This is a genomic window from Brochothrix thermosphacta DSM 20171 = FSL F6-1036 (genome assembly GCF_036884295.1).
Lineage (GTDB): Bacteria > Bacillota > Bacilli > Lactobacillales > Listeriaceae > Brochothrix > Brochothrix thermosphacta.
Map to the genome: position 1 here is coordinate 2,154,936 of NZ_CP145608.1, position 25,781 is coordinate 2,180,716.

At 34.6% G+C, this 25,781-nt stretch carries 24 protein-coding genes and 1 pseudogene; 7 read left to right on the forward strand and 18 right to left on the reverse strand.

Annotated elements, in window-relative coordinates; all coding sequences use genetic code 11:
- Nucleotides 1-68: 68 nt before the first annotated feature.
- The 4 genes from V6S17_RS10735 to opp3b are packed head-to-tail and all read right to left on the reverse strand — an operon-like array spanning nt 69 to nt 4,064.
- Nucleotides 69-1,037: an ABC transporter ATP-binding protein gene (locus V6S17_RS10735; RefSeq protein ID WP_029091749.1), complete on the reverse strand. Its 969-nt coding sequence runs from the start codon at nt 1,035-1,037 to the stop codon at nt 69-71.
- A complete protein-coding gene (locus V6S17_RS10740) occupies nt 1,037-2,092 on the reverse strand; it encodes an ABC transporter ATP-binding protein (protein WP_029091748.1) in 1,056 nt (351 codons plus the stop codon). The genes V6S17_RS10735 and V6S17_RS10740 overlap by 1 nt, the downstream gene beginning before the upstream one ends.
- Nucleotides 2,093-2,115: 23 nt before the next feature.
- Nucleotides 2,116-3,138, reverse strand: coding sequence for an oligopeptide ABC transporter permease (gene opp3C / locus V6S17_RS10745; protein ID WP_036027410.1), 1,023 nt, complete (start codon nt 3,136-3,138; stop codon nt 2,116-2,118).
- On the reverse strand, nt 3,135-4,064 hold the full coding sequence (opp3b, locus tag V6S17_RS10750) for an oligopeptide ABC transporter permease (RefSeq protein WP_029091746.1): 930 nt from the start codon (nt 4,062-4,064) through the stop codon (nt 3,135-3,137). Before opp3b ends, opp3C begins: the two co-directional genes overlap by 4 nt.
- A 476-nt stretch (nt 4,065-4,540) precedes the next feature.
- Here opp3b and V6S17_RS10755 point away from each other — a divergent pair, with 476 nt between their 5' ends.
- On the forward strand, nt 4,541-5,329 hold the full coding sequence (locus V6S17_RS10755; protein WP_029091745.1) for a hypothetical protein: 789 nt from the start codon (nt 4,541-4,543) through the stop codon (nt 5,327-5,329).
- Nucleotides 5,330-5,376: 47 nt separating this feature from the next.
- Here V6S17_RS10755 and V6S17_RS10760 read toward each other — a convergent pair whose 3' ends face one another.
- From V6S17_RS10760 to V6S17_RS10790, 7 genes are all read right to left on the reverse strand, one after another.
- Nucleotides 5,377-6,048 carry a histidine phosphatase family protein gene (locus V6S17_RS10760; protein ID WP_029091744.1) on the reverse strand — a complete coding sequence of 224 codons (672 nt, stop codon included), beginning with the start codon at nt 6,046-6,048 and terminating at the stop codon, nt 5,377-5,379.
- A 91-nt stretch (nt 6,049-6,139) separates the two neighbouring features.
- Nucleotides 6,140-6,754 carry a GTP pyrophosphokinase gene (locus tag V6S17_RS10765; protein WP_036027419.1) on the reverse strand — a complete coding sequence of 205 codons (615 nt, stop codon included), beginning with the start codon at nt 6,752-6,754 and terminating at the stop codon, nt 6,140-6,142.
- Between the two features lie 27 nt (nt 6,755-6,781).
- Complete coding sequence (locus V6S17_RS10770) at nt 6,782-7,126, reverse strand: hypothetical protein (RefSeq protein WP_029091742.1); 345 nt, start codon at nt 7,124-7,126, stop codon at nt 6,782-6,784.
- A gap of 149 nt (nt 7,127-7,275) precedes the next feature.
- Nucleotides 7,276-7,728, reverse strand: a complete 453-nt coding sequence (locus V6S17_RS10775) for an ASCH domain-containing protein (protein ID WP_029091741.1) — start codon at nt 7,726-7,728, stop codon at nt 7,276-7,278.
- 134 nt (nt 7,729-7,862) lie between these two features.
- A complete protein-coding gene (locus V6S17_RS10780) occupies nt 7,863-9,167 on the reverse strand; it encodes an NCS2 family permease (RefSeq protein WP_036027406.1) in 1,305 nt (434 codons plus the stop codon).
- Between the two features lie 144 nt (nt 9,168-9,311).
- Nucleotides 9,312-9,641, reverse strand: a complete 330-nt coding sequence (locus V6S17_RS10785) for an AzlD domain-containing protein (RefSeq protein WP_029091739.1) — start codon at nt 9,639-9,641, stop codon at nt 9,312-9,314.
- Complete coding sequence (locus V6S17_RS10790; RefSeq protein WP_232011792.1) at nt 9,638-10,348, reverse strand: AzlC family ABC transporter permease; 711 nt, start codon at nt 10,346-10,348, stop codon at nt 9,638-9,640. Before V6S17_RS10790 ends, V6S17_RS10785 begins: the two co-directional genes overlap by 4 nt.
- Before the next feature lie 125 nt (nt 10,349-10,473).
- Here V6S17_RS10790 and V6S17_RS10795 point away from each other — a divergent pair, with 125 nt between their 5' ends.
- From V6S17_RS10795 to V6S17_RS10805, 3 genes are all read left to right on the forward strand, one after another.
- Entirely contained in the window at nt 10,474-11,400 is a 927-nt protein-coding gene (locus V6S17_RS10795) for a permease (RefSeq protein WP_036027401.1), read from the forward strand.
- Nucleotides 11,401-11,415: 15 nt separating this feature from the next.
- On the forward strand, nt 11,416-12,285 hold the full coding sequence (locus tag V6S17_RS10800) for a TIGR03943 family putative permease subunit (RefSeq protein ID WP_029091736.1): 870 nt from the start codon (nt 11,416-11,418) through the stop codon (nt 12,283-12,285).
- Between the two features lie 90 nt (nt 12,286-12,375).
- Nucleotides 12,376-12,741 carry a DUF1516 family protein gene (locus tag V6S17_RS10805; RefSeq protein ID WP_029091735.1) on the forward strand — a complete coding sequence of 122 codons (366 nt, stop codon included), beginning with the start codon at nt 12,376-12,378 and terminating at the stop codon, nt 12,739-12,741.
- Between the two features lie 263 nt (nt 12,742-13,004).
- Here the strand turns inward: V6S17_RS10805 and V6S17_RS10810 are convergent, their stop codons facing one another.
- Nucleotides 13,005-13,895 carry a phosphate ABC transporter substrate-binding protein PstS family protein gene (locus tag V6S17_RS10810; protein WP_029091734.1) on the reverse strand — a complete coding sequence of 297 codons (891 nt, stop codon included), beginning with the start codon at nt 13,893-13,895 and terminating at the stop codon, nt 13,005-13,007.
- A gap of 419 nt (nt 13,896-14,314) precedes the next feature.
- On the opposite strand from V6S17_RS10810, the gene V6S17_RS10815 reads away from it, so the two are divergent.
- From V6S17_RS10815 to V6S17_RS10825, 3 genes and pseudogenes are all read left to right on the forward strand, one after another.
- Nucleotides 14,315-15,679 (forward strand): L,D-transpeptidase family protein, encoded by a 1,365-nt coding sequence (locus V6S17_RS10815; protein WP_029091733.1) that lies wholly within the window; start codon nt 14,315-14,317, stop codon nt 15,677-15,679.
- 202 nt (nt 15,680-15,881) lie between these two features.
- Nucleotides 15,882-16,400: a transposase family protein gene (locus tag V6S17_RS10820; protein WP_069132781.1), complete on the forward strand. Its 519-nt coding sequence runs from the start codon at nt 15,882-15,884 to the stop codon at nt 16,398-16,400.
- 17 nt (nt 16,401-16,417) lie between these two features.
- Nucleotides 16,418-17,173 (forward strand): annotated as a pseudogene (locus V6S17_RS10825) (ISL3 family transposase).
- A 321-nt stretch (nt 17,174-17,494) separates the two neighbouring features.
- Here the strand turns inward: V6S17_RS10825 and V6S17_RS10830 are convergent.
- The 6 genes from V6S17_RS10830 to V6S17_RS10855 all read right to left on the reverse strand — a co-directional run bounded on the left by V6S17_RS10830 (nt 17,495) and on the right by V6S17_RS10855 (nt 25,727).
- Nucleotides 17,495-17,896: a hypothetical protein gene (locus V6S17_RS10830; RefSeq protein ID WP_051457112.1), complete on the reverse strand. Its 402-nt coding sequence runs from the start codon at nt 17,894-17,896 to the stop codon at nt 17,495-17,497.
- Nucleotides 17,897-18,016: 120 nt separating this feature from the next.
- Nucleotides 18,017-18,850, reverse strand: coding sequence for a hypothetical protein (locus V6S17_RS10835; protein ID WP_051535988.1), 834 nt, complete (start codon nt 18,848-18,850; stop codon nt 18,017-18,019).
- Nucleotides 18,850-20,712: a bacterial Ig-like domain-containing protein gene (locus tag V6S17_RS10840; RefSeq protein WP_029091731.1), complete on the reverse strand. Its 1,863-nt coding sequence runs from the start codon at nt 20,710-20,712 to the stop codon at nt 18,850-18,852. The genes V6S17_RS10835 and V6S17_RS10840 overlap by 1 nt, the downstream gene beginning before the upstream one ends.
- 390 nt (nt 20,713-21,102) lie before the next feature.
- Nucleotides 21,103-22,083, reverse strand: a complete 981-nt coding sequence (locus V6S17_RS10845; protein ID WP_029091730.1) for a DUF916 domain-containing protein — start codon at nt 22,081-22,083, stop codon at nt 21,103-21,105.
- A gap of 96 nt (nt 22,084-22,179) precedes the next feature.
- Nucleotides 22,180-23,613: a helix-turn-helix domain containing protein gene (locus V6S17_RS10850; protein WP_029091729.1), complete on the reverse strand. Its 1,434-nt coding sequence runs from the start codon at nt 23,611-23,613 to the stop codon at nt 22,180-22,182.
- A 1,274-nt stretch (nt 23,614-24,887) separates the two neighbouring features.
- Nucleotides 24,888-25,727, reverse strand: coding sequence for a LysM peptidoglycan-binding and 3D domain-containing protein (locus V6S17_RS10855; protein WP_106786311.1), 840 nt, complete (start codon nt 25,725-25,727; stop codon nt 24,888-24,890).
- Nucleotides 25,728-25,781 lie beyond the last annotated feature (54 nt).

Genomic DNA, 25,781 nt, shown 5'->3' on the forward strand with positions numbered 1-25,781 from the left:
CAAATTAATACTAGGCATAATACAAGCACCCAAACTACAGGTGCTTATGAACCGCCGTTCTATTTTACTTATACTGAAACTTGAGCAATTTTTTTAGCAGCCAATTTCGCACGATAAGTCTCAACTTCATCTGCTTTACAGTAAACAAAGTGACCATTTTCAATTTCACGTAATTGTGCATCATCAGCTTCCACATATTGATGAGCTTTAGCATCATAAATAATACGTTGACGTGTACGCTCATAAATCGGATCTGGAATTGGAATCGCTGATAATAATGATTCAGTATATGGGTGTAATGGTGTTTGATATAAATCATCAGAAGTAGCAAGTTCTAAAATACGACCTGCATACATAACCCCAATACGATCACTGATATATTTAACCATTGATAAATCATGCGCAATAAAGAGGTAAGTTAAATTCTCCTCTAACTGTAATTCTTTTAAAAGGTTAACGACTTGAGCTTGAATTGAAACGTCCAATGCTGAAATTGGTTCATCAGCAATAATAAATTTCGGTTTAACTGCTAAAGCACGAGCGATACCAATACGTTGACGTTGACCACCTGAAAACTCATGAGGGTAACGACTTGCATGATCACGGTTTAAACCTACTCGTTCAAGCAAATCATCAACCATCGCATTACGTTCTTGTTTATCTTTTGCTAATTTATGAATATCGATACCTTCAGCAACAATATCACGAACTGTCATACGTGGATCAAGTGATGCATAAGGATCTTGGAAGATCATTTGCATTTCACGACGAAACGCTAACATTTGCTCGCGTGATTTAACAGCATGAACATCTGTACCTTCAAAATCGACTTCACCACTTGTTGCTTCATAAAGGCGTAAAATTGTACGACCAGTTGTTGATTTTCCACAACCAGATTCTCCAACAAGGCCAAAAGTTTCACCTTCATATATATCAAAAGAGATATCGTTGATGGCACGCACTTCTTTTTTAGTACCTTCGTTAAAATATTGTTTTAAATTCTTAACTTCTAATAATTTACGGCGTTCTTTTTCCATCAAACTCGCACCCCTTCATTTAATTTAGCGAAAACAGCTTGACGACGCTGAATCTCAGCTGGCGCTTCAACCTTCGGTGCATCAGGATGTAATAACCACGTTGCTGCAAAATGAGTGTCAGAAACTTTAAATAGTGGTGGTTTTTGTTCACTATCAATCTTCATTGCAAATTCATTACGTGCAGCAAAAGCATCACCTTTAGGTGGAATCAATAAATCCGGCGGTGAGCCTGGAATCGCGTAAAGAGATTCTGTGCTTGACTCTAAGCTAGGCATAGAGCTAATTAAGCCCCAAGTATAAGGATGTTTAGGATTGTAGAAAATTTCATCTACTGTTCCAATTTCAACAATTTCTCCTGCATACATTACAGCTACACGATCAGCAATACTTGCCACAACACCTAAATCATGTGTAATAAAAATAACAGCTGTGCCTGTTTTTTCTTGAATTTCTTTAAGTAATTCAAGAATTTGAGCTTGGATTGTTACATCCAATGCTGTTGTTGGCTCATCAGCAATCAATACTTCTGGATCACATGCTAGTGCAATTGCGATAACAACACGTTGACGCATACCACCTGAGTATTGATGTGGGTATTCTTTCAAACGTTTTTCTGCGTCTGGAATTCCTACTAATTCTAATAATTCAATTGCGCGACTACGTGCAGCATCACGGTTCATACCTTGATGTTTACGTAATGGTTCCATAATCTGTTTACCAATTGGGATTGTTGGGTTTAAAGAAGTCATTGGGTCTTGGAAAATCATTGCGATTTCTTTACCGCGGACTTTTTGCATTTTTTTCTCGCTATATTTAACAAGATCATTGCCTTTAAACTTAATGCTACCATTGGTAATTTCTGAGTTACGCGGAGGTAATAACCCCATTATTGCTTTAGAAGATACTGATTTTCCTGAACCAGACTCTCCAACAATTGCGAGTGTTTCACCTTTATATAGTTCAAAACTGACACCTCGAATGGCTCTAACTTCCCCAGCAAACGTGTGGAATGAGACATTGAGATTATCAACCTCTAAAATCTTTGATTTATCCATTGATACAACCTCTATTCTTTAAATTAATCACGCATTTTCGGGTCAAATGCATCGCGTAAACCGTCTGCAATTAAGTTAAACACAATCATAATCAAACAGATAACGAATGCAGGATACACAATTTGATACGGTAAGAAGCGCAATGACTTATAGCCTTCTTCAATTAATGTTCCTAATGATGCTGTCGGTGGTTGTAACCCAATACCGATGAAACTTAAGAAAGCTTCAAAGAAAATCGCATCAGGAATAGTGAACATCGTGTTAATAATGATAACACCTGACAAGTTAGGAATTAAGTGCTTAAAGAGAATTCCTGACGTTGGTTTACCCATTGCTTGTGCTGCCAATACAAACTCTTGTTGTTTCAGCATTAAAACTTGTGCCCTTACTACCCTAGCCATATTAATCCAACCTGTTATCGCAATAGCGATAATGATTGCATTTAAGCCTGGTTTCATAATAAGAAGCATTAGGATAACAACGACAAGGTTAGGAATCCCTGAGATTATTTCAATGATACGTTGCATAAAGTTGTCGACTCGTCCGCCTACATAACCTGATACCATACCGTATGTAACACCTACTGCCAAACTAATAATTGTTGCTATTAAAGCAATATATAAAGAGATACGTGTTCCTTCCCAAGTACGTGAAAAGAGGTCACGTCCAAGTGAATCTGTTCCGAACCAGTAATAATCTTTTACATTATTTTCTTTGTAAACATCTGTTTCTGTTCCAGCAAGCTCTTGTTTACCATTCCAAAAAGGCATATTTTCAAAACCTTGCACTTTAGGTGGTAAGTTTGAGTGTTCAACATTTTGATCGTTTGGCGCGTGAGGTGACATCCATGGCCCAGCAATCGCCATAAGCACAACAAGTACTAAGATCACTAAACTCACAATTGCTGCTTTGTTTTTTCTAATTCGCATCCAGCTATCCTGCATCGCAGTTAAGCTTGGACGTGAGATTTTTTCGCTTTTTTCAGTACTAATTCCAACTTGTTCAAACATTTCAGAAGGAATATTATCATTTTTCTTATATGTCATGCTTTATTTCCTCCTAAACGAATTCTAGGATCAATGATTCCGTAAAGAATATCAGTGATTAAAATAACAGATACAAGCAGCGCAGAGTAGAGCAGCGTTGTCCCCATAATTACTGAGTAGTCATTTAATTGAATCGCTTTAACAAATTGCTCACCAATACCTGGTATCGCATAGATTTGTTCAATAACCATTGAGCCTGTCATTAAACCGACTGCAAGTGGTCCTAAAACCGTAATAAGCGGAATTAAGGCATTACGAATCGCATGTTTAAAAGCAACTGCTGGTGCAGAGTTACCTTTTGCTTTTGCCAGTAAGATATAATCAGATCCAAGTACATCGATTAGTTCGGTTCGCATATACCTCGCGGCAATTGCTAACGGGAACATCATCAGTGCAATTGTTGGCAGAATGGTGTATTCTGGTCCATTCCAAAATGCAACTGGTAATAAGCCTAATTTAACAGCAATAAAATACTGTAATAGCGCGGCAAATACAAATGAAGGAATTGATTTACCTACAATTGCGATAAATGTACTTGTAGTATCCGCCCAAGTATTTTGGAAGATAGCTGCAACACATCCTAGTATGATACCAATAACAGTACCAAATACAAGCGCTTGAATACCTAATTGAATTGAAGGCGAGATACGTGCCATAATCAGAGCTGTTACACTTTGACCTTGGAATTGGTAACTTGTCCCTAAATCAAACTGCATTAAGTTCACAATGTAATTCCAATATTGTACCATCAATGGTTTATCTAAACCATAATGAGCAATAATAGCTGCTTTCTGTGTCGCTGAAAGTTTCTCTTGCGCACTGAAAGGTGTTCCTGGTAAAAACTTCATCAAGAAAAATGTCGCTGATGCAATAATGAAAAGTGTGATTAACATGTATAGAACACGTTTTAGAATATATCTTGCCATCTTAGTCCTCCTGTTGATTGATTAAATCAAAAATTCTGAAAATACCGATAAAAGTAAGAGAAAAACGCCTCGTTCTTTTGGTAATAGGTCTATTATATACTAAACCTTTTAGCATGACAATCAACTTTTTTTCTGTATATTTCTGAAAATTACCGATTAATTATACATATATTTTTTTATCGCATACCCAAAAACATTGAAAAATCAACAATCAATGCTAAAAAAATATTGAATGGGCTTTTTTTATCTACTCGTAATATACAAAAACCTGTATATCTGTGTTTTAAATTTCGTAAAAAAATTCGACAATTCAATTTATTCAATTTACTTAAACCTTGTCATTCCTTTATTACCAAGGTTTTTACTCATAACTTTTAGTAATTCTTTTTTGACGACTTCCCTGCAAACATTCAATTGCTTTTATCCGACTCAAATATTTGCTACACTAGTAGCTATATAAGAAAGAAGGTATGTTGATGGACGACCTTATAAAAAGTGGTCAGATAACGTTAGAACACTCTGCCCATTGGACAATTATTTTCAAACAACTATCTAGTATCCTGATAATGTTAATCGCAGTTATCATTTTATTTTCACTCACTGTATTTTTTAAAAAATTTATTAATTATTTTGTAAAACGAAAAATTTTTTCATACATAATATCAAGCATTATCTTCCTAGCAGCAGCTGGTGTGTTTTTAACAGTTTATATCAATGCTATGGTAGAAAGTGAAAATATGAATCAAAAGGTGTTACTAGCTGAAAAATGGAAAAAAGAAAAAGGGATTCCTTATATTAATAACCTCCCTTTACAACAACAGCTCCTATTTTCTTATGAAGAAGTGAAAGGAAAGGTGTCTGCAGATAACTTTATTGATTCTAGCACACTACTTCCTGCATCTATACCTGGTCGGACTGATGAAAATGATGCAAATCTAATCGATAGTAGTCGTATGGTCAATTTAATAAAAGGAGAACGTGTTAAATTTACATATGCGCTGGATGGCCAGCTCGTATCCGAAACAGGTTGGACTTCCGTACACTTCCAGCCTAACGAAAGTTTTCTTTTCCTAAGCTGGGATAACGATCGTTATATTACATTTAACCGGTTGCCAAAAGATATCGGTAACGGACTCAACGCAGGCATTTACGATATTAAAATTTATTTACCTCATAGTGATTTAGAAAAACTATTCGGCAATAAAGTTCCTGACGTTAAAGTTTCATCTGATGATGCTACTTCTGTAAAAGAAGAAAAAAAATAAAAACGCGGCGCTCAAGTCTACTGTATCAATTGAGCACTGCGTTTTTTTTATTTTTTAAAGTGTGATGTATCGTTAATTTTTTCAGCTTTAAATAAACCTTGTTCATAACTTAAAATAGAAACACTCGCATTATCCAACACAAATTGTTCCGTTATCGATGGATCTAATTCATGGATAATATTTCGAATGGTAACACCATGTGCAACAATAAAAATATTACCACCTTGAGCACGATGACGATTAATAATATCTAAAAACCCTTGCTCTACTCGTGACCAGAACATTTGAAAATCTTCAGCATCACCTGTCGGATCTGCCGCACGTGTTGTATTGAGAATTTCTCGAACAGATGATTGACTAAAAAGTTCTTGCTCATTAGATAAACCGCGTTGTGCAGCTATTTCTCCCCAAGCATATTTCCCATCAAGTCCTTCGAATGAACCAAAAAATGTTTCTCGAAATTCTGGTCGTTGTTCTAACTGTAAACCGTAAGCATGTTTATTTTCTGTTAACATTGCATTTGCAGTCGCAACTGTTCTTTGTAAGTCGCTTGAATAGGCTGCAATAAACTCAACATCGCTGAGTCCTCTTCCACTTGCTTTAACATTTTCCAATCCCTCCGGTGTAAGCGGAGCATCAGACCATCCTTGCATTCGACCATATTTATTTAAATATGTTTGACCGTGACGTATAAAATAAAGAGATAATTTTTTAGTCATACTAACCAACCCTTCTTCACTTATAATGTTATCGCTTACTCTATTATACCGTTTAATAGCATCTTGTATCAAGTTTTTGAATAGGTTGGTATTATGATTCCTTAATACGATTATTAATAGTTAACATTCTATCATCAAGTTCATTGACAATATTTGCTGTTTTAGTCAGTTCATCAATCAAACCATCTGGCACTTCTTTATCAAATTTATAATAAATTTTATGTTCGAGACTTGCCCAAAAATCCATAGCGATTGTTCGCAACTGAATTTCAACCTCCATCAACTCCATACCACCCTTTAGGAAAATTGGTATTTCAACAATAATATGGAAGCTACGATAGCCGTTTGCTTTTGGTTTACCGACATAATCTTTAATTTTCTTTACTTTTACATCAGTTTGTTGAGACAACATTGTGAAAATTTTATCTATGTCAGAAGTAAAAGCACAAATCACTCTAACACCTGCCATATCATGAATGTGTTCACGTGCCGATCGGGCAGTGAACGGGATTCCTTTACGTTCAAGTTTTTTAGAAATACTTTCAATTGATTTCACACGTGATTTAATGTGCTCAATCGGGTTCCCTTCATCTAAGTGTTGACATTCCTCATTTAAAATTTTAAGTTTTGTTGTAATTTCATCGAGTGCGAATTGATTCCACAATAGTAATTGGCGCCATTCTTTAAGTTCCTCTACTGGTGGCATTGACTTCACGATATGTACCCTCCTTTTTTATAAATGCGTTTGCATGCGTGATTGTTGTTCAATATCAAGCATCAAACTAATCTTTTCAGCAATTTTATGTTGTGCCTCATAATACCATTCTTGTTCTACTGACCATTCAGTAAAACGACCACTAAGCGCTTCAATACTAACGCCAATAAAACGTGCAATCTTATTTAAACTTTCATTATAGTTCATTGGTGATAATTTCATTCCTGCTAATAACTTCATAACAATATTTTGTTTTAGTCCAACTTTATTTGTAAAGTATTGTGGTGTCATTTCCATACTATCTATATATGTTGTTAAATTGTATGCTAACGCATTTCTTTGTGATTCCGTTTTAATTTTCATAATTTTCCTCCTGTGGGAATGTGATGTTATCTCTTGTTATACTAATCATAGCATTCAATTATGTTAAAACTATGATGAAAGAATGACAAAACAGGAAGAATTCAAAGAAAAAAGAATGCGATTGCACTCTTTTAAAAAACAAATTCATATTATTTATAAACGACTTTAAATGTCTCCAACACAACACCCATTTTTTCAGTAAATGGCAAATCAACACTACCAAGCTCTTTAATGAAATAATCGCGATGTGCTTCACGCCAATATTCTAAACTACGATCACCTTCACCTTCTAAATAAGCAAATTCCGCTGTTACATCTTCAAAATAAACAACCTTCACATCTGTTGTTTCAATAATAGCAACCGCTTCACCTTTACCATCAACAATAACATTCAACAAACCTGGATAAGGTAATGCATTATCATCTTCATAAAGATCATAGGCAGATGCTGTCGCTGTTTTGATCCCCTTAACTACAAGTTCACTCAATTCATCAGCCATTTTTTCTGAATCACCAAACGGCCATGCTGCGTAATCATCACCAATCGATGGATTATCTTTTTTATAGGTAGACCACATATTTTCAACTGATTGATCGTTCATTTATAACGCTCCTCTATTTTGGATGGATAAACAACAATTTATTGCTCCACTAGCCTTAATAGTTCCATTATACTTTAATCATTTATAATAATCAAAAAGCCCTTGATATGAAATCAAGGGATCACTCTTTCAATCTATTGTAGAATAAACGCGAAATATAGAATAAACAATACCATCAAAACATACATTAATGGATGTACTTCTTTTCCTCGTTTTGCTACCAGCATTGTAATCGGATAGAAAATAAAGCCAATTGCAATCCCTTCAGCAATACTGTAGGTAAGTACCATCATGATGATTGTAAAGAAAGCAGGTGTTGCAATTTCAAATTTCGTCCATTCAATATGACGAACATTACCTAACATCATAATCCCTACGATAACCAATGCCGGCGCTGTAACTGCCGATGTAATAACTGATAATAAAGGCGAGAAGAAAATCGAGACTCCAAACATGATAGCAACTACAACTGCCGTTAAACCTGTTCGACCACCTACCGATGCGCCAGAAGCTGATTCAACATAAGCAGTTGTCGTTGAAGTACCGAACACCGCACCCACTGTTGTTGCTGCTGCATCTGCAAATAATGCACGCCCAGCACGTGGAATTTCATTTTTTTCATTAACAAGACCTGCTTGTGTAGCCACTGCAACTAATGTTCCCGCTGTATCAAAGAAATCAACAAAGAAGAACGTTAGGATAACTACCAGCATTTGCCAAGTGAAAATGTTCGGTAAATTAATAATCGCTTGTCCAAATGTCGAAGAAACATCTGGTACCGCACCCACGATTGCTGTTGGCGTTGAAATTACACCTGTAATCATACCGATGACAGCCGTGGCTACCATACCGATAAAAATACCACCGTTAACTTTTGCCGTTACTAATACAATAGAAAGTACAATACCAAAAACAGCTAAGAGCACAGCACCGTTATGTAGATCACCTAGACCTACTGCTGTCGCTTCATTTGGAACGATAATTTTCGCATTTTGTAAACCTAGGAAGGCAATAAACAAACCAATTCCTGCTGAAACTGAATATTTCATAACGCCAGGTATCATGTTAACAATTTTTTCGCGAATACCTGAAGCTGTTAATAACATAAAAACAACACCGGAAACAAAAACACCTGATAAAGCCGTTTGCCATGGAATGCCCCATGCACCTGCTACGGTAAAAGCAAAAAAGGCATTCAGACCCATACCTGGAGCTAAAGCGATTGGAAAGTTTGCAAACAATCCCATAAACAACGTTCCAACGATTGCCGCTAATACAGTTGCTACAAACACAGCACCTTTATCCATCCCCGCGATTTCAAGTAAACTTGGATTGACAGCTAAAATATAAGCCATCGCTAAAAAAGTTGTTAACCCTGCTATAATTTCAGTTTTAATTGTTGTGCCATTTTCTTTCAGTTTAAAAAATTTGTCTAACAAACTGTTCACCCCTAGTTGATTTATATTCGTTCATTACCTTTATGAATAATACCACTTACACAGTATACATCCAAACACGAACGTTTTCAACCTTTTTTGAGTTTTCGTTAGCTTTTTAACATGTTTACGCTTCCAATAAAACGTTTATCCGAAAAGTAAGCGTAAAATAAACATAAACAAGATACCTGCAATTACAGTTATTAATAAATTTTTTGTTTTAAATGCGATTAAGAACGTCAAAATAGTGGCCATAATACTCACACCACTCAAATGATAGCCTCGAGAGCCTTCTTGCGTCACAATGCTGCTAATAACGAGCGCGATAAAAAGACAGATTGGCACATAATTTAACCACCGAATCACAATGATCGGTAGTTCGAATTTAGAGGATAACATAAATGGTACTAACCGCGGAATTGATGTCACTACCATCGCTGCGATTATTACCAAGATAAACCACCATGAAGTTGTCATTTTTCTCTTCTCACTCCCATCATCGCACCAATAATCGTGCTTACTAATACTGCTAAACTACTTGGCATCACTGCCATAAAAACAAACATTCCAATAAACGTTGTGGCAACAGCCTCTAAATTAGCGCGTAACTTGCTACGTTCAACAAGTTCTAACTGTAAAACTAACAACGCTATAAACATTGCTACTAAAGCAAAATCCAATCCTAACACTTCAGGATTTTTAATCCAATTACCTATTAGAGCACCTACAAGACAAGAAATAATCCAAACAATATAAGCTGTAATATTTAAACCCATCAGCCACTGTTTTCTAAGCGGTTCATTACGATTTTTTGCATACTTAATAACCGCCACACCGAATGATTCATCTGTCAATAAAAAGCCTAGTCCTAAACGAACCAATAGGGATTCATGTTTAAAGTGAGGAGCAATTGTCATACTTAACAACAAAAAACGAATATTAACAACGGCAACGGTAAGTATAATAGTAAAAAACGGTGCACCTACAGCAATCAATCCCGTCATCACCATTTGAGCTGCACCCGCATAAACAAAAATCGCTAACAACGTTACTTCTAGAACACTTAAATTAGATGCGGTTCCAATGATACCACATGCTAAACCGATACTTATATATCCCAACAATGTGGGTAAACAATCAATAATGCCTTCTTTAAAGTAATTAGGCTGTTCTACTGCCTTCATAATGTGTTCCCTCATTTCTATGTATATACTCTTCATATTAACATGTGTTCATATTATTTTCACTTTACTTTTTAGGCTGAATAAGAGTAAACTAGCACTACTTATAAATAAAGGATGTGGCTTCGTTGTTCCAATCACTCCCCCATTCATTTTTACAAATGAATACTATCTTCATCTCCATTTTAATTGAGGCACTCCCTTTCGTTTTAATTGGTGCTTTTATATCTGGTTTTATACAATCTTTTTTATCTGAAAAATTTATCGCACGAATTATACCTAAAAATAAATTCTTAGGTGTTCTGTTTGGCTCTTCACTTGGCGTCGCTTTTCCTTCTTGTGAATGCGGCATCGTACCTATTGTGCATCGTCTTAACAAAAAAGGCGTGCCCATTCACACAGGTGTAGCTTTCATGTTAACAGCACCTATTGTTAATCCCATCGTTGTCATGTCAACTTATATTGCATTTGGTAATACTTGGGAAATCCCTATACTGCGTGTAGTAGGTAGTCTTGTTGTTTCAATCGTAGTCGGAACGTTAATTGCCTATTTTTACAAAGGTGAAGGTCTTCGAAAGGTTGTAGAAAAAAAATTAAATGCTAAAGAACATGGCCATACAGGCCATCATCACCATCACTCTTCATCTCAAAAAGAAACAATCGGGCAAAAATTATGGCATGCTTCACAACATTCTGTCGATGAATTTTTCACTGTTGGTAAATACCTCGTATTCGGTTCGCTTCTTGCCGCAGCCATGCAAGTCTATGTTAAGACATCCATTTTAACAACTCTTGGCGACAACAAATTAATGGCCATCCTAGTAATGATTGTCTTAGCATTCCTATTATCACTTTGCTCTGAAGCCGATGCTTTTATTGCCGCATCATTCCGCGGATTGTTTCCACAATCGGCAATTGTTGCATTCCTAGTGTTTGGTCCAATGATTGATTTCAAAAATATTTTAATGATGATCAATGCTTTCAAGACAAAACTCACAGCATACATTGTCGTTTCTACCACTGTAGTAACAATTATATACGCTCTTGTAATATAGAAAGGAGGTTCACTAATGTTTCGTGTTTTTATTTTATATGGTTACGCCGGTTTAATGACATATTTACATGTTAGTGGTAATTTGAACCAATATATCAATATGAATTATGCCTATCTAAGTTTAATTGCACTTTTTGGTTCTTTATTGCTTGGAACAATCCAATTAATTATGGTTTTTAGAGATGAGGATGCCGCCGCTCATAAACACCAAACACCTCTAACTCATGGCCCTGATGAACATGTTCATTTAGGCGAGAATACGTGGTGGAAAAAAGTATTGGTTTATTCCTTACTATTTTATCCATTATTAGCAGGTTTCACTTTTCCTAAAGCTTCATTGGATTCAAATATAGTATCGGCAAAAGGTTTTAAATTTCCCACTAATGAGGATGCCGTTGGTGATTCGTTCGTGCGTAATCAATACCTCAAACCTGATACAAGTTTTTACTATAATAAAGAAGATTATGAAGCGACAATGAACAAAGATCTCAAACCGTATTTAAAACAGGACACCATTGTTTTAGACGAGAAAAACTATCTAACAGTTATGGAATTGATATATGATTATCCCGAAATATTTGAAGGGAAAAAATTGACTATCAACGGATTTGCTTATGTTGATAACAAAGTAAAATCTGCCAAAAATCAGATGTTCTTATTCCGTTTTGGTGTTATACATTGTATTGCTGATTCAGGAGTATTTGGAATGTTACTAAATCTTCCTGATGATAAAACATATAAAGATGACACCTGGCTTAGCGTAACAGGCGTTATTGGCACAGAATTTTATGCACCTTTCAAACAAAGCATCCCAACATTGAAAGTTGAAAAACTATCTGAAATTAAAACGCCGAAAGATAAATACGTTTATCGGGACTATTACTAGATTGTTTTCGGTCATAAGTTGCATTTAAAGTTAATACTCTGTACACTAAATGTGTTCGTGTATCTCATTAATTTTATAGGAGTGACTTAAATGTTTAAAACTTTTTTATCTATTCATGCTTCATCTTGGGCAGTATTAGTGGTATTACTTATCGTTACAGCGATTCTCTACAGCAATAATAAAATTAAGGTCGGCACAATTACACACATGATTTTACGTTTAATGTATATCATAATGCTTGTTACTGGAATTGGAATGCTCTCATTAGCCATTCAAAACAGTGGCATGACCAGCTTTACTTGGACATTTTTAGGCAAGGCAGTCCTTGCGATTTTAATGATTGGTGTAACAGAAATGTTATTAGTTCGCATTAAAAAACAAAAAACCAGCATGAAAATGTGGATTATTGACAGCATCTTACTCATCGCTGTATTAGGAATCGGTTTTTCGTTTTAATTGAAAGTAAAAAACAATACAAATGGAGTATTACCTTTATTTTTTCGACAAACAAAAAACCACCTAAAAGGTGGTTTCAGATTGTAGACAAAGTCTCGAAAAACCACTTTTTTTTGAAGATGATTTAAGCGACTTTGACTACAATATGAGAAAGCTGAATAGAAATGCTGTTATAGTAGGAAGACGACCTAGAACAGTGTTTATCTTCAGTCTCAAGCCACCTGAAAGGTGGCTTTTCGTTTATATGTGACATTATTTATCTGTTACTTATCTGTTACTTTACCATCTACTGAACGTTCAACTTTCATTGCGTTAACTGATGAGTAACCTAAGTCAGATACAGCACCTTTTTGAATTTCATCAGATAACATAAATTTGATGAAAGCTTTTGTTTGTGCATTTGCATCTTTTTTGGTGTACATGTGTTCGTAAGCCCAAATTTTCCAATCGTTTGTTTGAACATTAGCTTCGGTTGGTTCTACTTTATCGACTGTAAGAGCAGTTACTGAATCATCGAAGTACGAGAATGCTAGGTAGCTAATTGCACCCGGTGTTTTTCCAACCATTTGACGAACAGTACCTGAGTTATCTTGTTCTTGTGCTTTGACAGAGTCTTTACCATCAAGTCCCCATTTTTCGAAAGTTGCACGTGTTCCTGAACCCTCAGCACGGTTGATAACAGTAATCTCTAAATCTTTTCCACCGACTTCTTTCCAGTTTTTAATTTTACCTGTAAAGATACCGATAAGTTGTTCTTTAGAGATATCTTTCACGCCAGTATCTTTATTTACGATTGGCCCCATTCCAACGACCGCTACTTTATTATCTTTAATTTTATCAGTTGGAACACCTTCTTTTTCTTCAGCGAAAACATCTGAATTACCAACATCGACTGTACCAGCTGCGATTTGACTAAGTCCTTGACCACTACCGCCACCTTGAACATTAACCGTCACTTTACTATTTTCTTTAGTAAATGCTTTCCCAGCTTCTTCTGCTAAAGGTTGTAGCGCTGACGAACCAACAGCCGTGATTGTTCCTGAAAGATCTTTACTCTCTTTATCTGAATCTGATGAAGCCCCTCCATTACCACATGCTGCCAATACTAAACTTGCACTCATTGCTATAGCCATAAAGCCGATTGTTTTTTTCATATTTTACACTCCATTTCTGTTTTGGTGTTCCTTACATTTATTACTATAACGAAAATTTGTAAAGATGAAATAAAGGTCATGTATCGTTTTTGTAAAGGTTGTGTAAAGTTGATAATATTCTCAATGTTAAATTGGAAGAGTTTAAAATACTGCTACTTGTAAAACTATATGTGAGAGAACAACGCCAAAGACATTAATACTCCAACTTATCTTATGATTCTATCAATGGCTGTTTTGTAGAGCGATAAAATAACGCTTTTCTTCCTATATAATATCTATCATTCGAAAAAATATAACGCTTTATGAAAATATGTAGCGTTACTGTTTTTTGATTTATCTCTTTAAAAATGGTATCCTATATTAACCTTTGTAACTAGAGTCTGACTACTAGTTTGCTAAGTGAAAGGAGCGGTTTTATAATGAATAAAATTTTAAGAAACAGCCTTATCGCGCTTTTATTTGTCTTAATTGCGGTATACGGCATTGTAACCTACACATACAATTCAAAATTTTTACCAAACACCACTTTGAATGGAGTGGCCATTAACGGATTAACAACGGATGATGCAAACACCACATTAGCCAAGAATTTTCAAACAAAAAAATATCACTTAATCGAAGATGATAAGACACGTTTTACATTGACTGGAAGCCAGTTAGGTTTTAATGGTGATTTCAAAAAAACACTAACAACTGCGATGGCAGACCAAAATGCCTTCGCTTGGCCAATTGCACTTTTTACTAAGCAAAAAATCACTGCAGAAAACACAACAAATATGCTTAATCAAAAACAGTTGACCGCTACTTTAAATAAACTAGATATAAACGCTGGTGAGCGTACTGCTTCAAAAAATGCGAGCATAACAAAAAATGACAACTCTTTTCAAATAAAAAAAGAATCTTATGGTAACATAATTGATGAAAAAGCGCTTGAAAAAACAATAATTTCACAGGTTTCAGATAATAACACCACCATTAAACTTGATAAACTCTATATTAAACCTACATTATTAAGCAGTGATTCAAAGTTAACTGAAAGTCTTGAAAAATTAACAGCTTTAAAAGATAAAAAAATCAAATTGGCGATCAGTAAAAACGAAGTTGTTATTCCTCAAAAGGTAATGTTACAAGCTCTTACAGTAACAAATACAGGAGAACCAACAACTGACGAGACTGTTTTGAAAAATTACGTGACTAGTTTATCAAAAAAATACGATACAAATGATACTGCACGTTCATTTAAAAGTACAAAAAAAGGTGAAATCACCACAGCATCAACTGGAACATATGGATGGTCTCTTAATACTTCTGATACAGAAAAGAAGATTTCTAACGCCATCTTAGCAGGTAAAGATACCACTATTCAACCTTTACATTACGGTTCAGGTTATGGTGAAAATGATCATTCTATCTCTGGTAATTACGTTGAAATTGATATTGCTGCTCAACATATGTGGTTTTATCAAGATAACAAATTAGTGGTTGATACGCCAGTCGTTACCGGAAATGCTAAAAAGAACCACGATACTCCAAAAGGTGTTTTCGCAGTTTGGAAAAAAGAACGTAATGCAACATTGGTAGGCGAAGATTATAAACAACCTGTTTCTTACTGGTTGCCAATCGATTGGACAGGCGTCGGTATTCATGATGCAAACTGGCGACCAAAATTTGGTGGTGACATATATAAAACAAGTGGTTCACACGGTTGTATTAACACACCTCCAGATGTAATGAAAAAAATCTATGAGACTATTTCTGAAGGAACACCCGTTGTTGTATACTAAAAAAACTGAAAAAACGCGCTTAACTTTACACTTTCACATCAGGAGCAGCCTACCTTAACCAGGTAGCTGCTTTTTTTGGCTCTATAATTTATGGTGTTGGTGAGTTTTCACTGATGCCTATTTTTCCGCAAAAAAATAGCGACATTTTCAAAATCCCTGTAAAATTAAGTCACCACAACAAATTTATAAGGGGGATTCGAAAATGTCAACTATCACTTCTAATAATATCGCAAATTCCTCTGGAATTACAGATGAAAATATTTCTTTTTCAAAAACGTGGTGTGAAAAACAAGTAATTAAGGGATTTTCCAGCATTTGTTACTATGGAACGCTCACTTATACACCTAGCAGGTGTTCAAATTGTGGTTTTACTAGTGAGACAGTCAAAATTATTAAATATGGCACGAAATTATCCCGCATTACGCTTACTAAATCAGCGAATCTGCCTACCTATTTATTTTTGAAGAAACAACGCTTCTACTGTGAAGGTTGCCATACTACTTTCACCGCATCATCTTCACTAGTAAAAAGAAACTGCTTTATTTCAAAACGTGTGATACAAGCAATTTCGTCTGAAGGTCAATTTATTTCTTCTGAGAAGGATATTGCTTATAGACACAGTGTTTCTACGACAACTGTCAATCGTGCAATACATCCCAATTCAAACCCAGTTATGGGAGCCTCCCGGCTCACCTTTCAATGGATGAATTCAAATCAGTAAAAAGTGCAGACAGCCAAATGAGCTTTATTTTCACGGATGCGAGAAAAAATGAAACTATGGATATCTTGCCTACTCGAAGATTGCATCATTTGAGGGATTATTTTCTTAATTATTCCTACGAAGCGAGAGCTTCTGTAAAAACTGTCGTGGTAGATATGAATGCGCCTTATACCTCGCTAATTAGAGACGTTTTTCCAAAGGCAATCGTGATTATTGATCGTTTTCATTTGGTTCAATTGGTGATGCGCTCGCTTAATCAAACACGTATCAAGCTCATGAATCGCTATAACACTTCACGTCCAGAAGATAAAAAGGTTTATCGTAAGCTCAAATCTTATTGGAAATTATTACTTAAAAACAAAACAGAATTGAGTGATTCAGACTAACGCTACCAACGGTTATTTAAGGGACCTAAAAGTTCGATGGGGATTATCGATTATATTATGACACTTGATGTTGAATTTAAAGCAACCTATCAAGTAGCGCAAAACCTACTCGTTGCAGTGCAGCACAAAAATATTTCAGCGTATCAAACACTTGTTTTGAGTGAAAATAAATTGATTTCTCCACAAATGAAATGCAGTTTAAGAACATTGAAAAAATATTTACATAAAATAGCGAATAGCTTTAAATACAATGATTCTAATGGTCATTTGGAAGGTATCAACAATAAAATTAAAATGATTAAACGTATTTCTTTTGGTTACCGTAATTTCACAAATTTTCGCAACCGAATTTTACTTGGCTTCAATAATAAACGTGTAGCGTCATGACGTTTGCGAGGGGGACTCTAGCGGGAACAGTGGCATCTGAATACCCCACAGCGAAGCGAGGAGGATGAAGAGTCACCCGCAGAAAGCTTCCCTCACGTTAGGAATGACTAAAAATAAACAGCTACCAAAAAAAGGTAGCTGCCTAAGTGACATATTTTGCTTAATTTTGAATAACAACACTATTTGACATAGAGCCCTTTTTTTGCAGTCATTTGGTTAAAATATTGGATTGTAAGTGATCAAGTACGCAAAATAAACAGCTATCAAAAGATAGCTGTTTAACGACTTTAAATTAATTCAGTTGAATCTACTATTCTTTTCCTATTCTGCAATATCGGCTGTTGAACCTTTTGTTAATTCCCAATTGATCACAGATGTGAACGCTCTTGTTTCTGTCGCACCAGTATATTTTAAAGCAGCGTTTACACTACCCTCATTTTCACCAACATCATGAGTTGCTTCAGCGACTACTTCTGTAGCATCAGTATTAGATAATTCTGATTCTGATCCTGATGTACCAGTAATCCTTAATGAACGTGTTGTATCAGCATCCCCCAATTTTGCAGTGATTGTGTAACCATTGGTTGTTCCAGAGTAATCCGTCACTTTAAAGTTGATGACTTGATCATCAAAATTAACAACAGGTGCTAATTCTTTTTTTCCGAAATTAGTTGTTGCATCAACTGCTAATGTTACCTCACCCTCTGTGATTTCTGAATTCACAATTGTTTCACCATTCGTATTATTATCTGCTGCACCTAACGCTACTTACGAATGAGAACGCCATCATTCCCCCACATATTACGCTACCTGTCTTCATTAATTTTTTCATCTTAATCTCTCCTATTCTTCAATTTTTTTTTGTGTGTTCGGTTGTAAGTTCCATTCTAAATTTGCTATATAAGAACCAGCTAATGCTGTACCTACTATTTCCACTTTTGTATCATCTAATACGACTTTTCGACTCATTGTTTTCTGTCGTTTTTGAACCACTATTTGACTATTATTTGTGATAGCTTTTTGATTAATCACAATCGAAAAATTCTCTCGATACTGATCGTAATTAGGCGACTTTATTGTGAGTTGCCATCCTTCATTGATTCCACGATAATCAGTAACATTCGTCGTTATATCTTTCAACTCAACAGTTTGTTTCTTACCTGTTGTTAGTATTGTTTTAAAACTAATATCTGTTGGTTTTGTCATTGTAAAAACCCCCGGAGAGAGTTCTCCAATTACTGTTGACGTTGTATTTGCTTTACTCGCTAGTGGATGACTTAAAACTAACAGCATCGTTACTAATCCTAGTAATACCTTTTTAGAGACTACTGTTTTCAATACACCGCTTTTCCAGATAATTAATGTAACTATAATCAACACCCCCGCAAAGATAGTAATTGCGTCAGAGTCATCACCTAGCTTCGGTATTTTTGAAATAGTGTTGACATTTTTGGTGAGATTATTATCCGAATGAAGAATCAATTGATAGTCTGGCTGAGGGATATTCTCTTCTTGTTGTTTTTCTTGTTGTTTTTCTGACCCTTCTATCAAAACACCTTCAATTTTGGTCATCGTTTGTTCAGCATTCACAGTTGAAATACTTCCGCCAAAGACTACACCCATCATGATTAAAAACGTCATTAAATACATAATTGTTGTGTAAGGACTCTTCTTCATTATTCACTCACCCCTTTGATCGAAGGCGTAATATTCCACTCAAAGGTGGCATTATCCGTTCTCAATGACTTAGCATCAGCATAGTCAATATAAATTAACTCCTCATTTAATAGCTCATCACTTACTACTTTAGTACCTTTACCTTCATCAATTACAATTCGTTCGGTTCCGACTAATTGTTCTTGGTGATACACGTAGTTACTGAAATCAGTATTTGTTTTTACTTGCACAGAGAGTTCCCAACCCTTTTTGGCACTATCCGTGATTGTTATTCTATTTTTATCATCCCAATAAAGTTTTGTTTTACGTGTTCCTAAACTATATTTTCCAAAATCAACAACATCTGGGACAGAAATCTCAAGCGGTCTCTCTATAACATCTACGGTAAATGTTGAATCCACACTTTTAAATTTGCCTTTATAGGTGTAGGTGATTTTATGCGTTCCTGGTTTTGATGTATCCACTTTAGAGCCATTCGTACTAATAGCAGAAGAAGCCCACTCTACAGGTTCACCAGCCATGTCCGTCGCACTTACAAAATTATCTTTTTTATTCCAAATGTCGCCAACATATACCGTAGATGGCTTTGTTTTTAACGAGGACTGATCTTTTAATACCGTAACCGTTTGATTTCTATACGCAAGATCGTTATCAGCATTCTTCAGCCCATAAAACACAGAGGTCACACCAGGGGTATTCATATCAATGGTCGTGGCCTCGCCCCCAACCCAAGCAAGCTCATCATTGAAGGGGAGCTCATTCCCATCCTTATCCCATGCACCGACAAAACCATTTTTGAAATCAAACGTCTCACCTTGATAGTAAGTTGTATTAATCGCCTTTATAGCTGTTTTATCTTCTTTTACCGTTACGACATAATCCGAAGTGACCGTTTTATTTTCACTCTGAAAAACATAGGTGTAGGTTAACCGTTGTTTGTAGTTTCCGGGTTTAGTCATATCAACAACATCACCTGATACTTTCATCGTTTTTTCATCCCACTTTAAAGCATTACCATCAATGTCTGTACCGCCCACAAAATTATTTTTAGGATTATACGATTGTGTTGAATAAAGTACGCTGTCCTTTGTTTCAATTGTAGGTTCCGTTTCTAACGGTATTTTATATGTTTTATTCCAACTAAAGCCTTGCCAATTTCTGATATAATGTTGCACCAACCCATTTTGAAGAAAATAGCTCGTCTTCCAGTTTAATTTCGTCGGTATTTCAAGTTGTTTCCCTACAGTCTTTTTCAATCGCTTGATTTTTATATGAAATTTCGCCTTATTACCAATAGTATTGCTTGGGGGATTCACATTATCAGGAAAAACAATTTTCACTACCTTTACCTCAAATGCAGAACTATCAGCCGCTTTTAAATTAAAGTTAAACTCAACATTATTATGATACATTCCCGGAATATTATCACTCATAAATTTATTACCATAGAACATAGTTGCCTGTTTATAATCCACAATGGCTGTTAATGATAAATCAACATAGCCCTCTAACGTATCTCCGACATTTGAACCTAAGGTAGCATCCTTTGTTTGAAACGTGATATCTTGATCGTACTCATAAATCAACCAGGGTTTTGCGTATATATTGAAACCTTGTATACTCCAATCAAATTCTTCTGTCCACTCTATTGCTCTTGTGCTAGGTTTTTCAGCTTTATTATTTATTGTTTTTCCATAATCTGTTAGTGACGTTTTTGCTTGACTCTCATCTTTATTTTCCACTTCTTGCTGCTCTTGCTCATTTAAAACAGTTGTTTTTTCTAAAGTACTGGCATTCGCTAAATATATATTAGGTTGCAATAACAGACCTATCATTATAATTAAAAAAAGTTTTTTTAACATCCCACAAAGCTCCTCTCTGAAGATACTTCTTACTCTAATAATACTAACATCTTCGATTCTTATATCCCTTCTTTTTTTTACAAAAAAAATGAGCGTCGACAGTAATTTTTGAAAATTTCACAACGTCTACCTGACACATCATAAGCTACTAAATACTCTAAAAAGGGCTTTAAAGCAGCTTTTTCTAATCATTCCGCGCCACAATTGCTTAATTGATTTATTATAATAAAAATCAAGTTCACTAAAAATAGGCTATACTCTGCAATTGACTATCGAGAAAATTTCAACCTAAGAAACAACTTTTTATATCAGTCTATTTTGATAAGTCAGTTCAGTTCCAAGAGTTGCTGACATCGTCGTTTCATATTCCCTTATTGCAAATAATCACTACTATTTATGTCTTTTTCTTAAAAATATAATGAGACCTACTCCTGCAACCACAATCATACCCAGGATAATATATACCAGCCAATTCTTATTGTCATTCTGTGTAACAGCCTTAATATCCTTTACATCTTTCTTACTAATTGTAAATTTATCATCAAAAGTCCAACGATTTTTTTTACTATGATTTACTTGTAATTTCACCTGGTACTCACCTGGCTTATATTTCCCTTCTAATTTGATAGGGTAGACAAATTTTGTTTCTGGTGTGATATCTATCTGATTAGTTTGCGATTCAATCACATCACCTGCACTATTTGTTACCGTTGCTTTGAATTTGACTTCCTTCAAAAAATTAACATTCTTATTATTTAATAATATATTTAAAGCGTATTTATCACTTGAAAATTTAGCTACCTTGATAGTTTCTAGATTTATTTCTGGATTCGGTCTTTTATCCACATTTCCTCTCAATACAATCGGAATATTATAGGATACTGTATTGGCCACACTAGCAGAATTTTTACTGCTATCAATTTTCGAAATATGTAGCCCTCCCATAATTATGCCATTGAAATCTTTAGAACCAAAAAACACACTACCTTCTATGCTCTTAGTGCTGTTTGCCGGCACTTTTATTTTTTGAGGAAGCTTTACTATTTCAGTGATTTTATACTTTGCTGTTTCAGCTTCTGGTTCATTATTGGAATAATCAATTATTCCATTAATATTTGTTCGCGCTTTATTTAATTCAATCGAATAGGATTGTTCGGTAGCTTCATTATTTGTGATTTTTAGACCGATTATATCTTTTTGCTTTGGCTCCCAGCGAATATCAAAAAAACTGTCCACTGTTTTTGTTTGGTGCTCTGAAAAAATCGGACTTACAGAATAGTCTGCACCTTCATTAGCATAAACAGTCTGATTTTGTTTAAATAGACTGACTAGCAGCAATACCATCATAATTATTCCCAGCATTTTTTTCATGTTCATTCTCCTTTGTTATCTTTCTAGTATTCTTATTAACAACATTATCTTGCGTAATCCGGATCTATTCTACTACGTTGATAATCGCTTTAATTTCTAAGAATTGAGTTTTTTATAAATGTTTTTCAATTTCGAATCTAACAGATATAACCATTTTAAATCTATCGTTTCCTGAAAATGTACTTTCTTAGCTTCTAGATTTCCGAGAAAAAAATAATTACTAATTATCAAGTCCGACTCATGCAACTTGTCATTTATACAATCAGCTACATGCAACTCAATCCTGTCTCCAAAATAACTTTTGATTATTTTTATCGTCGATTGGATCGTGCTATGGCTTGCAAATAGGTAAATAGTGACACGTGGTCTTTTCAAAACATATTTCGGTAATGATAGTTCAAAATTCAACAAAAGTACAAGTTCTTTATAAAACAATTGTTTTTGTTTTTCACTTTCAAATAAGAAGTTATGCTTTGCAACTATTTTATTTAATTCTTCGTAAAAATAAAAATAGTATTCTTGCTGTGTTTTGTAATTCAACGCCACAAAATCCAAAAGAAAATACGTCACTTCTGGTCCATATTTATGCAGATGATTCATTTTTAAAGTGACTTTTTTTTCAGCACGATATCGATTTTCACTTTCTTCAGTAGTCAATATATAATCAAAAACATCATTTATAATTTTCATTATTTCCGAGGTGCCACTATCTATCTCTTCACATAAAGTAGGGAAATAATATTTAGGGAGGATTTGATTTCGTACATCGTCAGTGAAATAAACACCTGTTTCAATCGCCATTATATTTTCAAATTGGATTAATGTATTATTTTTCATGTTAGTACCAAATGAAAGATATACCTCTTCGTTATTATCCACATGCCCTTTATTGGTTCGATAGAGCGCTGCTTTAACATAAAAAAACGACTTTATTTTTTCATGCTCACTTGTGTTACTATCAAAAAAATCATTCTTTAAAACCGATTTATATGCCCCATATTCTCGGCTTTCTTGTAGCTTAAATTCATAGATATCGATATATTCTAATTCAAATAACATTGTATGATTAAACCATCTGATTTGTGTTTCATTACCTAAAATCATTGTACAATCGGCACTTGTTTTTATTAAGAAATCAAAATTTCTTTCATCAAAATATTGGTTCCATACATCTATTAACCTTCTGGTTTTTGATTCCGACATAAATAAACGGCGACTAATTTTCACGATAGATAGCTCTTCAATGAGTATCAATCTCAATACTTCTACATGTAAAGATTCTCTTAGATAGGTGCAATAAAAAAAGTAGAAATTAACACCTTTCGTCTTATTAAAAAAAAAACCTTTTTCTCGATGGTATTCAACAACATCATATGCTGCATTAATACTAGCTATATCCTTACTTAAAGTTTTACGTGTACAATTTAACAGTTCTATCATCTCTGCAATTGATATATGTCGATTACTTTTATATAAATTATCTAATATAGTTAATTTTCTTGATATATCGTTCTCCAATATAGATAACATTTTAATCAGACTCCTTATCATTTTATTACTACTACCTTATCCATTCTATTTTTTCAAACATAATAATCCTCTTTTTTACTTTCATTGTATTAATGACACCACAATAAAAAATAGACGTACATTTTCCATCTACCTTTATCCGTTAGTTCTATTATGCATCATCCTATTTCGTAAGTTATTTATATTAATGACTTTTTTCAGCATAATTGTCCTTATTAAATTTTCTATATCCCTCTTTTATCAGACAATACTTGTAATCACGGCCTTTTTTTTATTTGACTACTAAATTAAGACTCTAAGGTATTATTTAAATGAGTGATTACTTTATTAAGTACTTTATTTTTATCTCTTTTCATTTGTTTAGTTTACAGATTACAATAAATATTTCTTCGAAAATATTATCACACTCTTTTTGAACCTCTTTAATTTTTCTGCGTTGCTAGTTTCAGCTGTAACCCTATCTCGTATTTGTGTTGTTTATTCTTCTGATAAGGTAGTTATCTCACCAAGTTTTCCTTTTCTTTAATACCACTCACCACTATGTACTTCTTATTGGTACTGTTCCCGTTCAGATTTATTTTGCGTTCTTATTTTTTCCATTCGATTATTTCTCCTATTTTTAAAATATAGCTTATTATTTAATAATATATCGTGTAAGTTTATTGCTGCACGTTTCTTTTTTTACCACTTAACGATTAACAACGTGTCATTTTTGAAAAATGATGCTACTAGCAGAGAAAATATAATTACGCATCTTATTTAAACCGTAGAAAGAACGTTTATTGGTGCCGACTTATAATATCTATCAAGTATAGCGGTGATGAATTTTCACTTATACTATTTCCCATAAAAAATAGCACTATGTTCAAGATTCCTGTAAATTAGGTCTTTTCGACAAATTTATATGTGGAATTGAGAACAGTTGCTACTCTTGTCAAGATTATTGTAAATTTATCTGGCATTATAGTCACCACTATTCTTTTTCAAAAACATGGTTTGAAAAGCAGCTTATCCAAACGATTTCAATCAGCTGCTAAGCTATTATTTCAAAGTAATCACATACACATCATCAAAGTGTTCGATTGATTGAATAATAATATATATCTAGTCATGACGGTTTTGGAACTGCTTAAAAACACAATGTTCTCGTTTTTGAATACCCACAACGTATTCGCCGTAACAGATTTCAATATAAGAGGAATGTTTTAAAAAATTGCATAAAAAAAAGACCAGAAGAAACCCTCTGGTCAATCAATTCATAATTATTCGTACAATTATTTAACTGTTACTGTGACTGTTTGACGTCCCCATTGTACAGCTTCAGCTGTAGACATGTTTAAGTCAATGATGTTACCTTGGATAGCACCACCAGTATCACGAGCTACGGCCGTACCATAACCAGGGATATACACTGTTGATCCTAATGGAATAACACTTGGATCTACTGCAATAACTTTTTCGCTTGTCGATGTAACAAGGTGACCTGAAGCAGTTCTACCACCTAATGAAACGGCATCATATGCTGTTGCTTGAACAGTAATTTGACGACCAGAGGCAGAATTATTTGAAGCTTCTACTTTTGGCGCTGCAGCTTTTGGTGCTGCTTGCTCTGCTTTTGGTGCTGCTGCAGGAGTTGTAGGAGCTGTTTTTTCTACTTTCGGTGTTGTTTGTTCAGCTTTTGGTGTTGTTGCTTGTGGAGCAGCTTCTGTAGCTTTTGGTGCTGCTTCTTGTGCAACAGGAACATCAGAACCAGTTAATTTCAATACTTGACCTGGGAAAATAATATCAGTTGATAAATTATTCCATGACTTCAAGTTTTGCTCTGTTACTTGTTTTTTAGTTGCGATTTTCCAAATTGAATCGCCCGTTTTAACTGTATATGTTGCGTCTGTTTTTGATAATTGTAATGTTTGGTTGGTTTGGATAACATCTGAAGATAATTTATTAAGTGATTTCAATTCATCGATTGAAATATTCTTTTCGTTAGCAATCTTCCACAAAGAGTCACCAGATTTTACTGTGTATGAGTTGGCAGAAACTCCTGTTGCAGAAAATGTAACAGTTGCAAGTGTTAGTCCCGCTACCACAGTAGCAGTTAGTTTTTTAATATTCATAAGTTTGAATAACCTCCTTAAGATTATGTTATAACTTTACCATGGATAATCGTT

Excerpts from the sequence above, each read along its gene's own strand:
- V6S17_RS10735 (WP_029091749.1), bottom strand. The coding sequence starts at position 1,037 with ATGGAAAAAGAACGCCGTAAATTATTAGAAGTTAAGAATTTAAAACAA.
- V6S17_RS10740 (WP_029091748.1), bottom strand. The coding sequence starts at position 2,092 with ATGGATAAATCAAAGATTTTAGAGGTTGATAATCTCAATGTCTCATTC.
- opp3C (WP_036027410.1), bottom strand. The coding sequence starts at position 3,138 with ATGACATATAAGAAAAATGATAATATTCCTTCTGAAATGTTTGAACAA.
- opp3b (WP_029091746.1), bottom strand. The coding sequence starts at position 4,064 with ATGGCAAGATATATTCTAAAACGTGTTCTATACATGTTAATCACACTT.
- V6S17_RS10755 (WP_029091745.1), top strand. The coding sequence starts at position 4,541 with ATGGACGACCTTATAAAAAGTGGTCAGATAACGTTAGAACACTCTGCC.
- V6S17_RS10760 (WP_029091744.1), bottom strand. The coding sequence starts at position 6,048 with ATGACTAAAAAATTATCTCTTTATTTTATACGTCACGGTCAAACATAT.
- V6S17_RS10765 (WP_036027419.1), bottom strand. The coding sequence starts at position 6,754 with ATGCCACCAGTAGAGGAACTTAAAGAATGGCGCCAATTACTATTGTGG.
- V6S17_RS10770 (WP_029091742.1), bottom strand. The coding sequence starts at position 7,126 with ATGAAAATTAAAACGGAATCACAAAGAAATGCGTTAGCATACAATTTA.
- V6S17_RS10775 (WP_029091741.1), bottom strand. The coding sequence starts at position 7,728 with ATGAACGATCAATCAGTTGAAAATATGTGGTCTACCTATAAAAAAGAT.
- V6S17_RS10785 (WP_029091739.1), bottom strand. The coding sequence starts at position 9,641 with ATGACAACTTCATGGTGGTTTATCTTGGTAATAATCGCAGCGATGGTA.
- V6S17_RS10790 (WP_232011792.1), bottom strand. The coding sequence starts at position 10,348 with ATGAAGGCAGTAGAACAGCCTAATTACTTTAAAGAAGGCATTATTGAT.
- V6S17_RS10800 (WP_029091736.1), top strand. The coding sequence starts at position 11,416 with ATGTTTCGTGTTTTTATTTTATATGGTTACGCCGGTTTAATGACATAT.
- V6S17_RS10805 (WP_029091735.1), top strand. The coding sequence starts at position 12,376 with ATGTTTAAAACTTTTTTATCTATTCATGCTTCATCTTGGGCAGTATTA.
- V6S17_RS10810 (WP_029091734.1), bottom strand. The coding sequence starts at position 13,895 with ATGAAAAAAACAATCGGCTTTATGGCTATAGCAATGAGTGCAAGTTTA.
- V6S17_RS10815 (WP_029091733.1), top strand. The coding sequence starts at position 14,315 with ATGAATAAAATTTTAAGAAACAGCCTTATCGCGCTTTTATTTGTCTTA.
- V6S17_RS10820 (WP_069132781.1), top strand. The coding sequence starts at position 15,882 with ATGTCAACTATCACTTCTAATAATATCGCAAATTCCTCTGGAATTACA.
- V6S17_RS10835 (WP_051535988.1), bottom strand. The coding sequence starts at position 18,850 with ATGAAGAAGAGTCCTTACACAACAATTATGTATTTAATGACGTTTTTA.
- V6S17_RS10840 (WP_029091731.1), bottom strand. The coding sequence starts at position 20,712 with ATGTTAAAAAAACTTTTTTTAATTATAATGATAGGTCTGTTATTGCAA.
- V6S17_RS10845 (WP_029091730.1), bottom strand. The coding sequence starts at position 22,083 with ATGAAAAAAATGCTGGGAATAATTATGATGGTATTGCTGCTAGTCAGT.
- V6S17_RS10850 (WP_029091729.1), bottom strand. The coding sequence starts at position 23,613 with ATGTTATCTATATTGGAGAACGATATATCAAGAAAATTAACTATATTA.
- V6S17_RS10855 (WP_106786311.1), bottom strand. The coding sequence starts at position 25,727 with ATGAATATTAAAAAACTAACTGCTACTGTGGTAGCGGGACTAACACTT.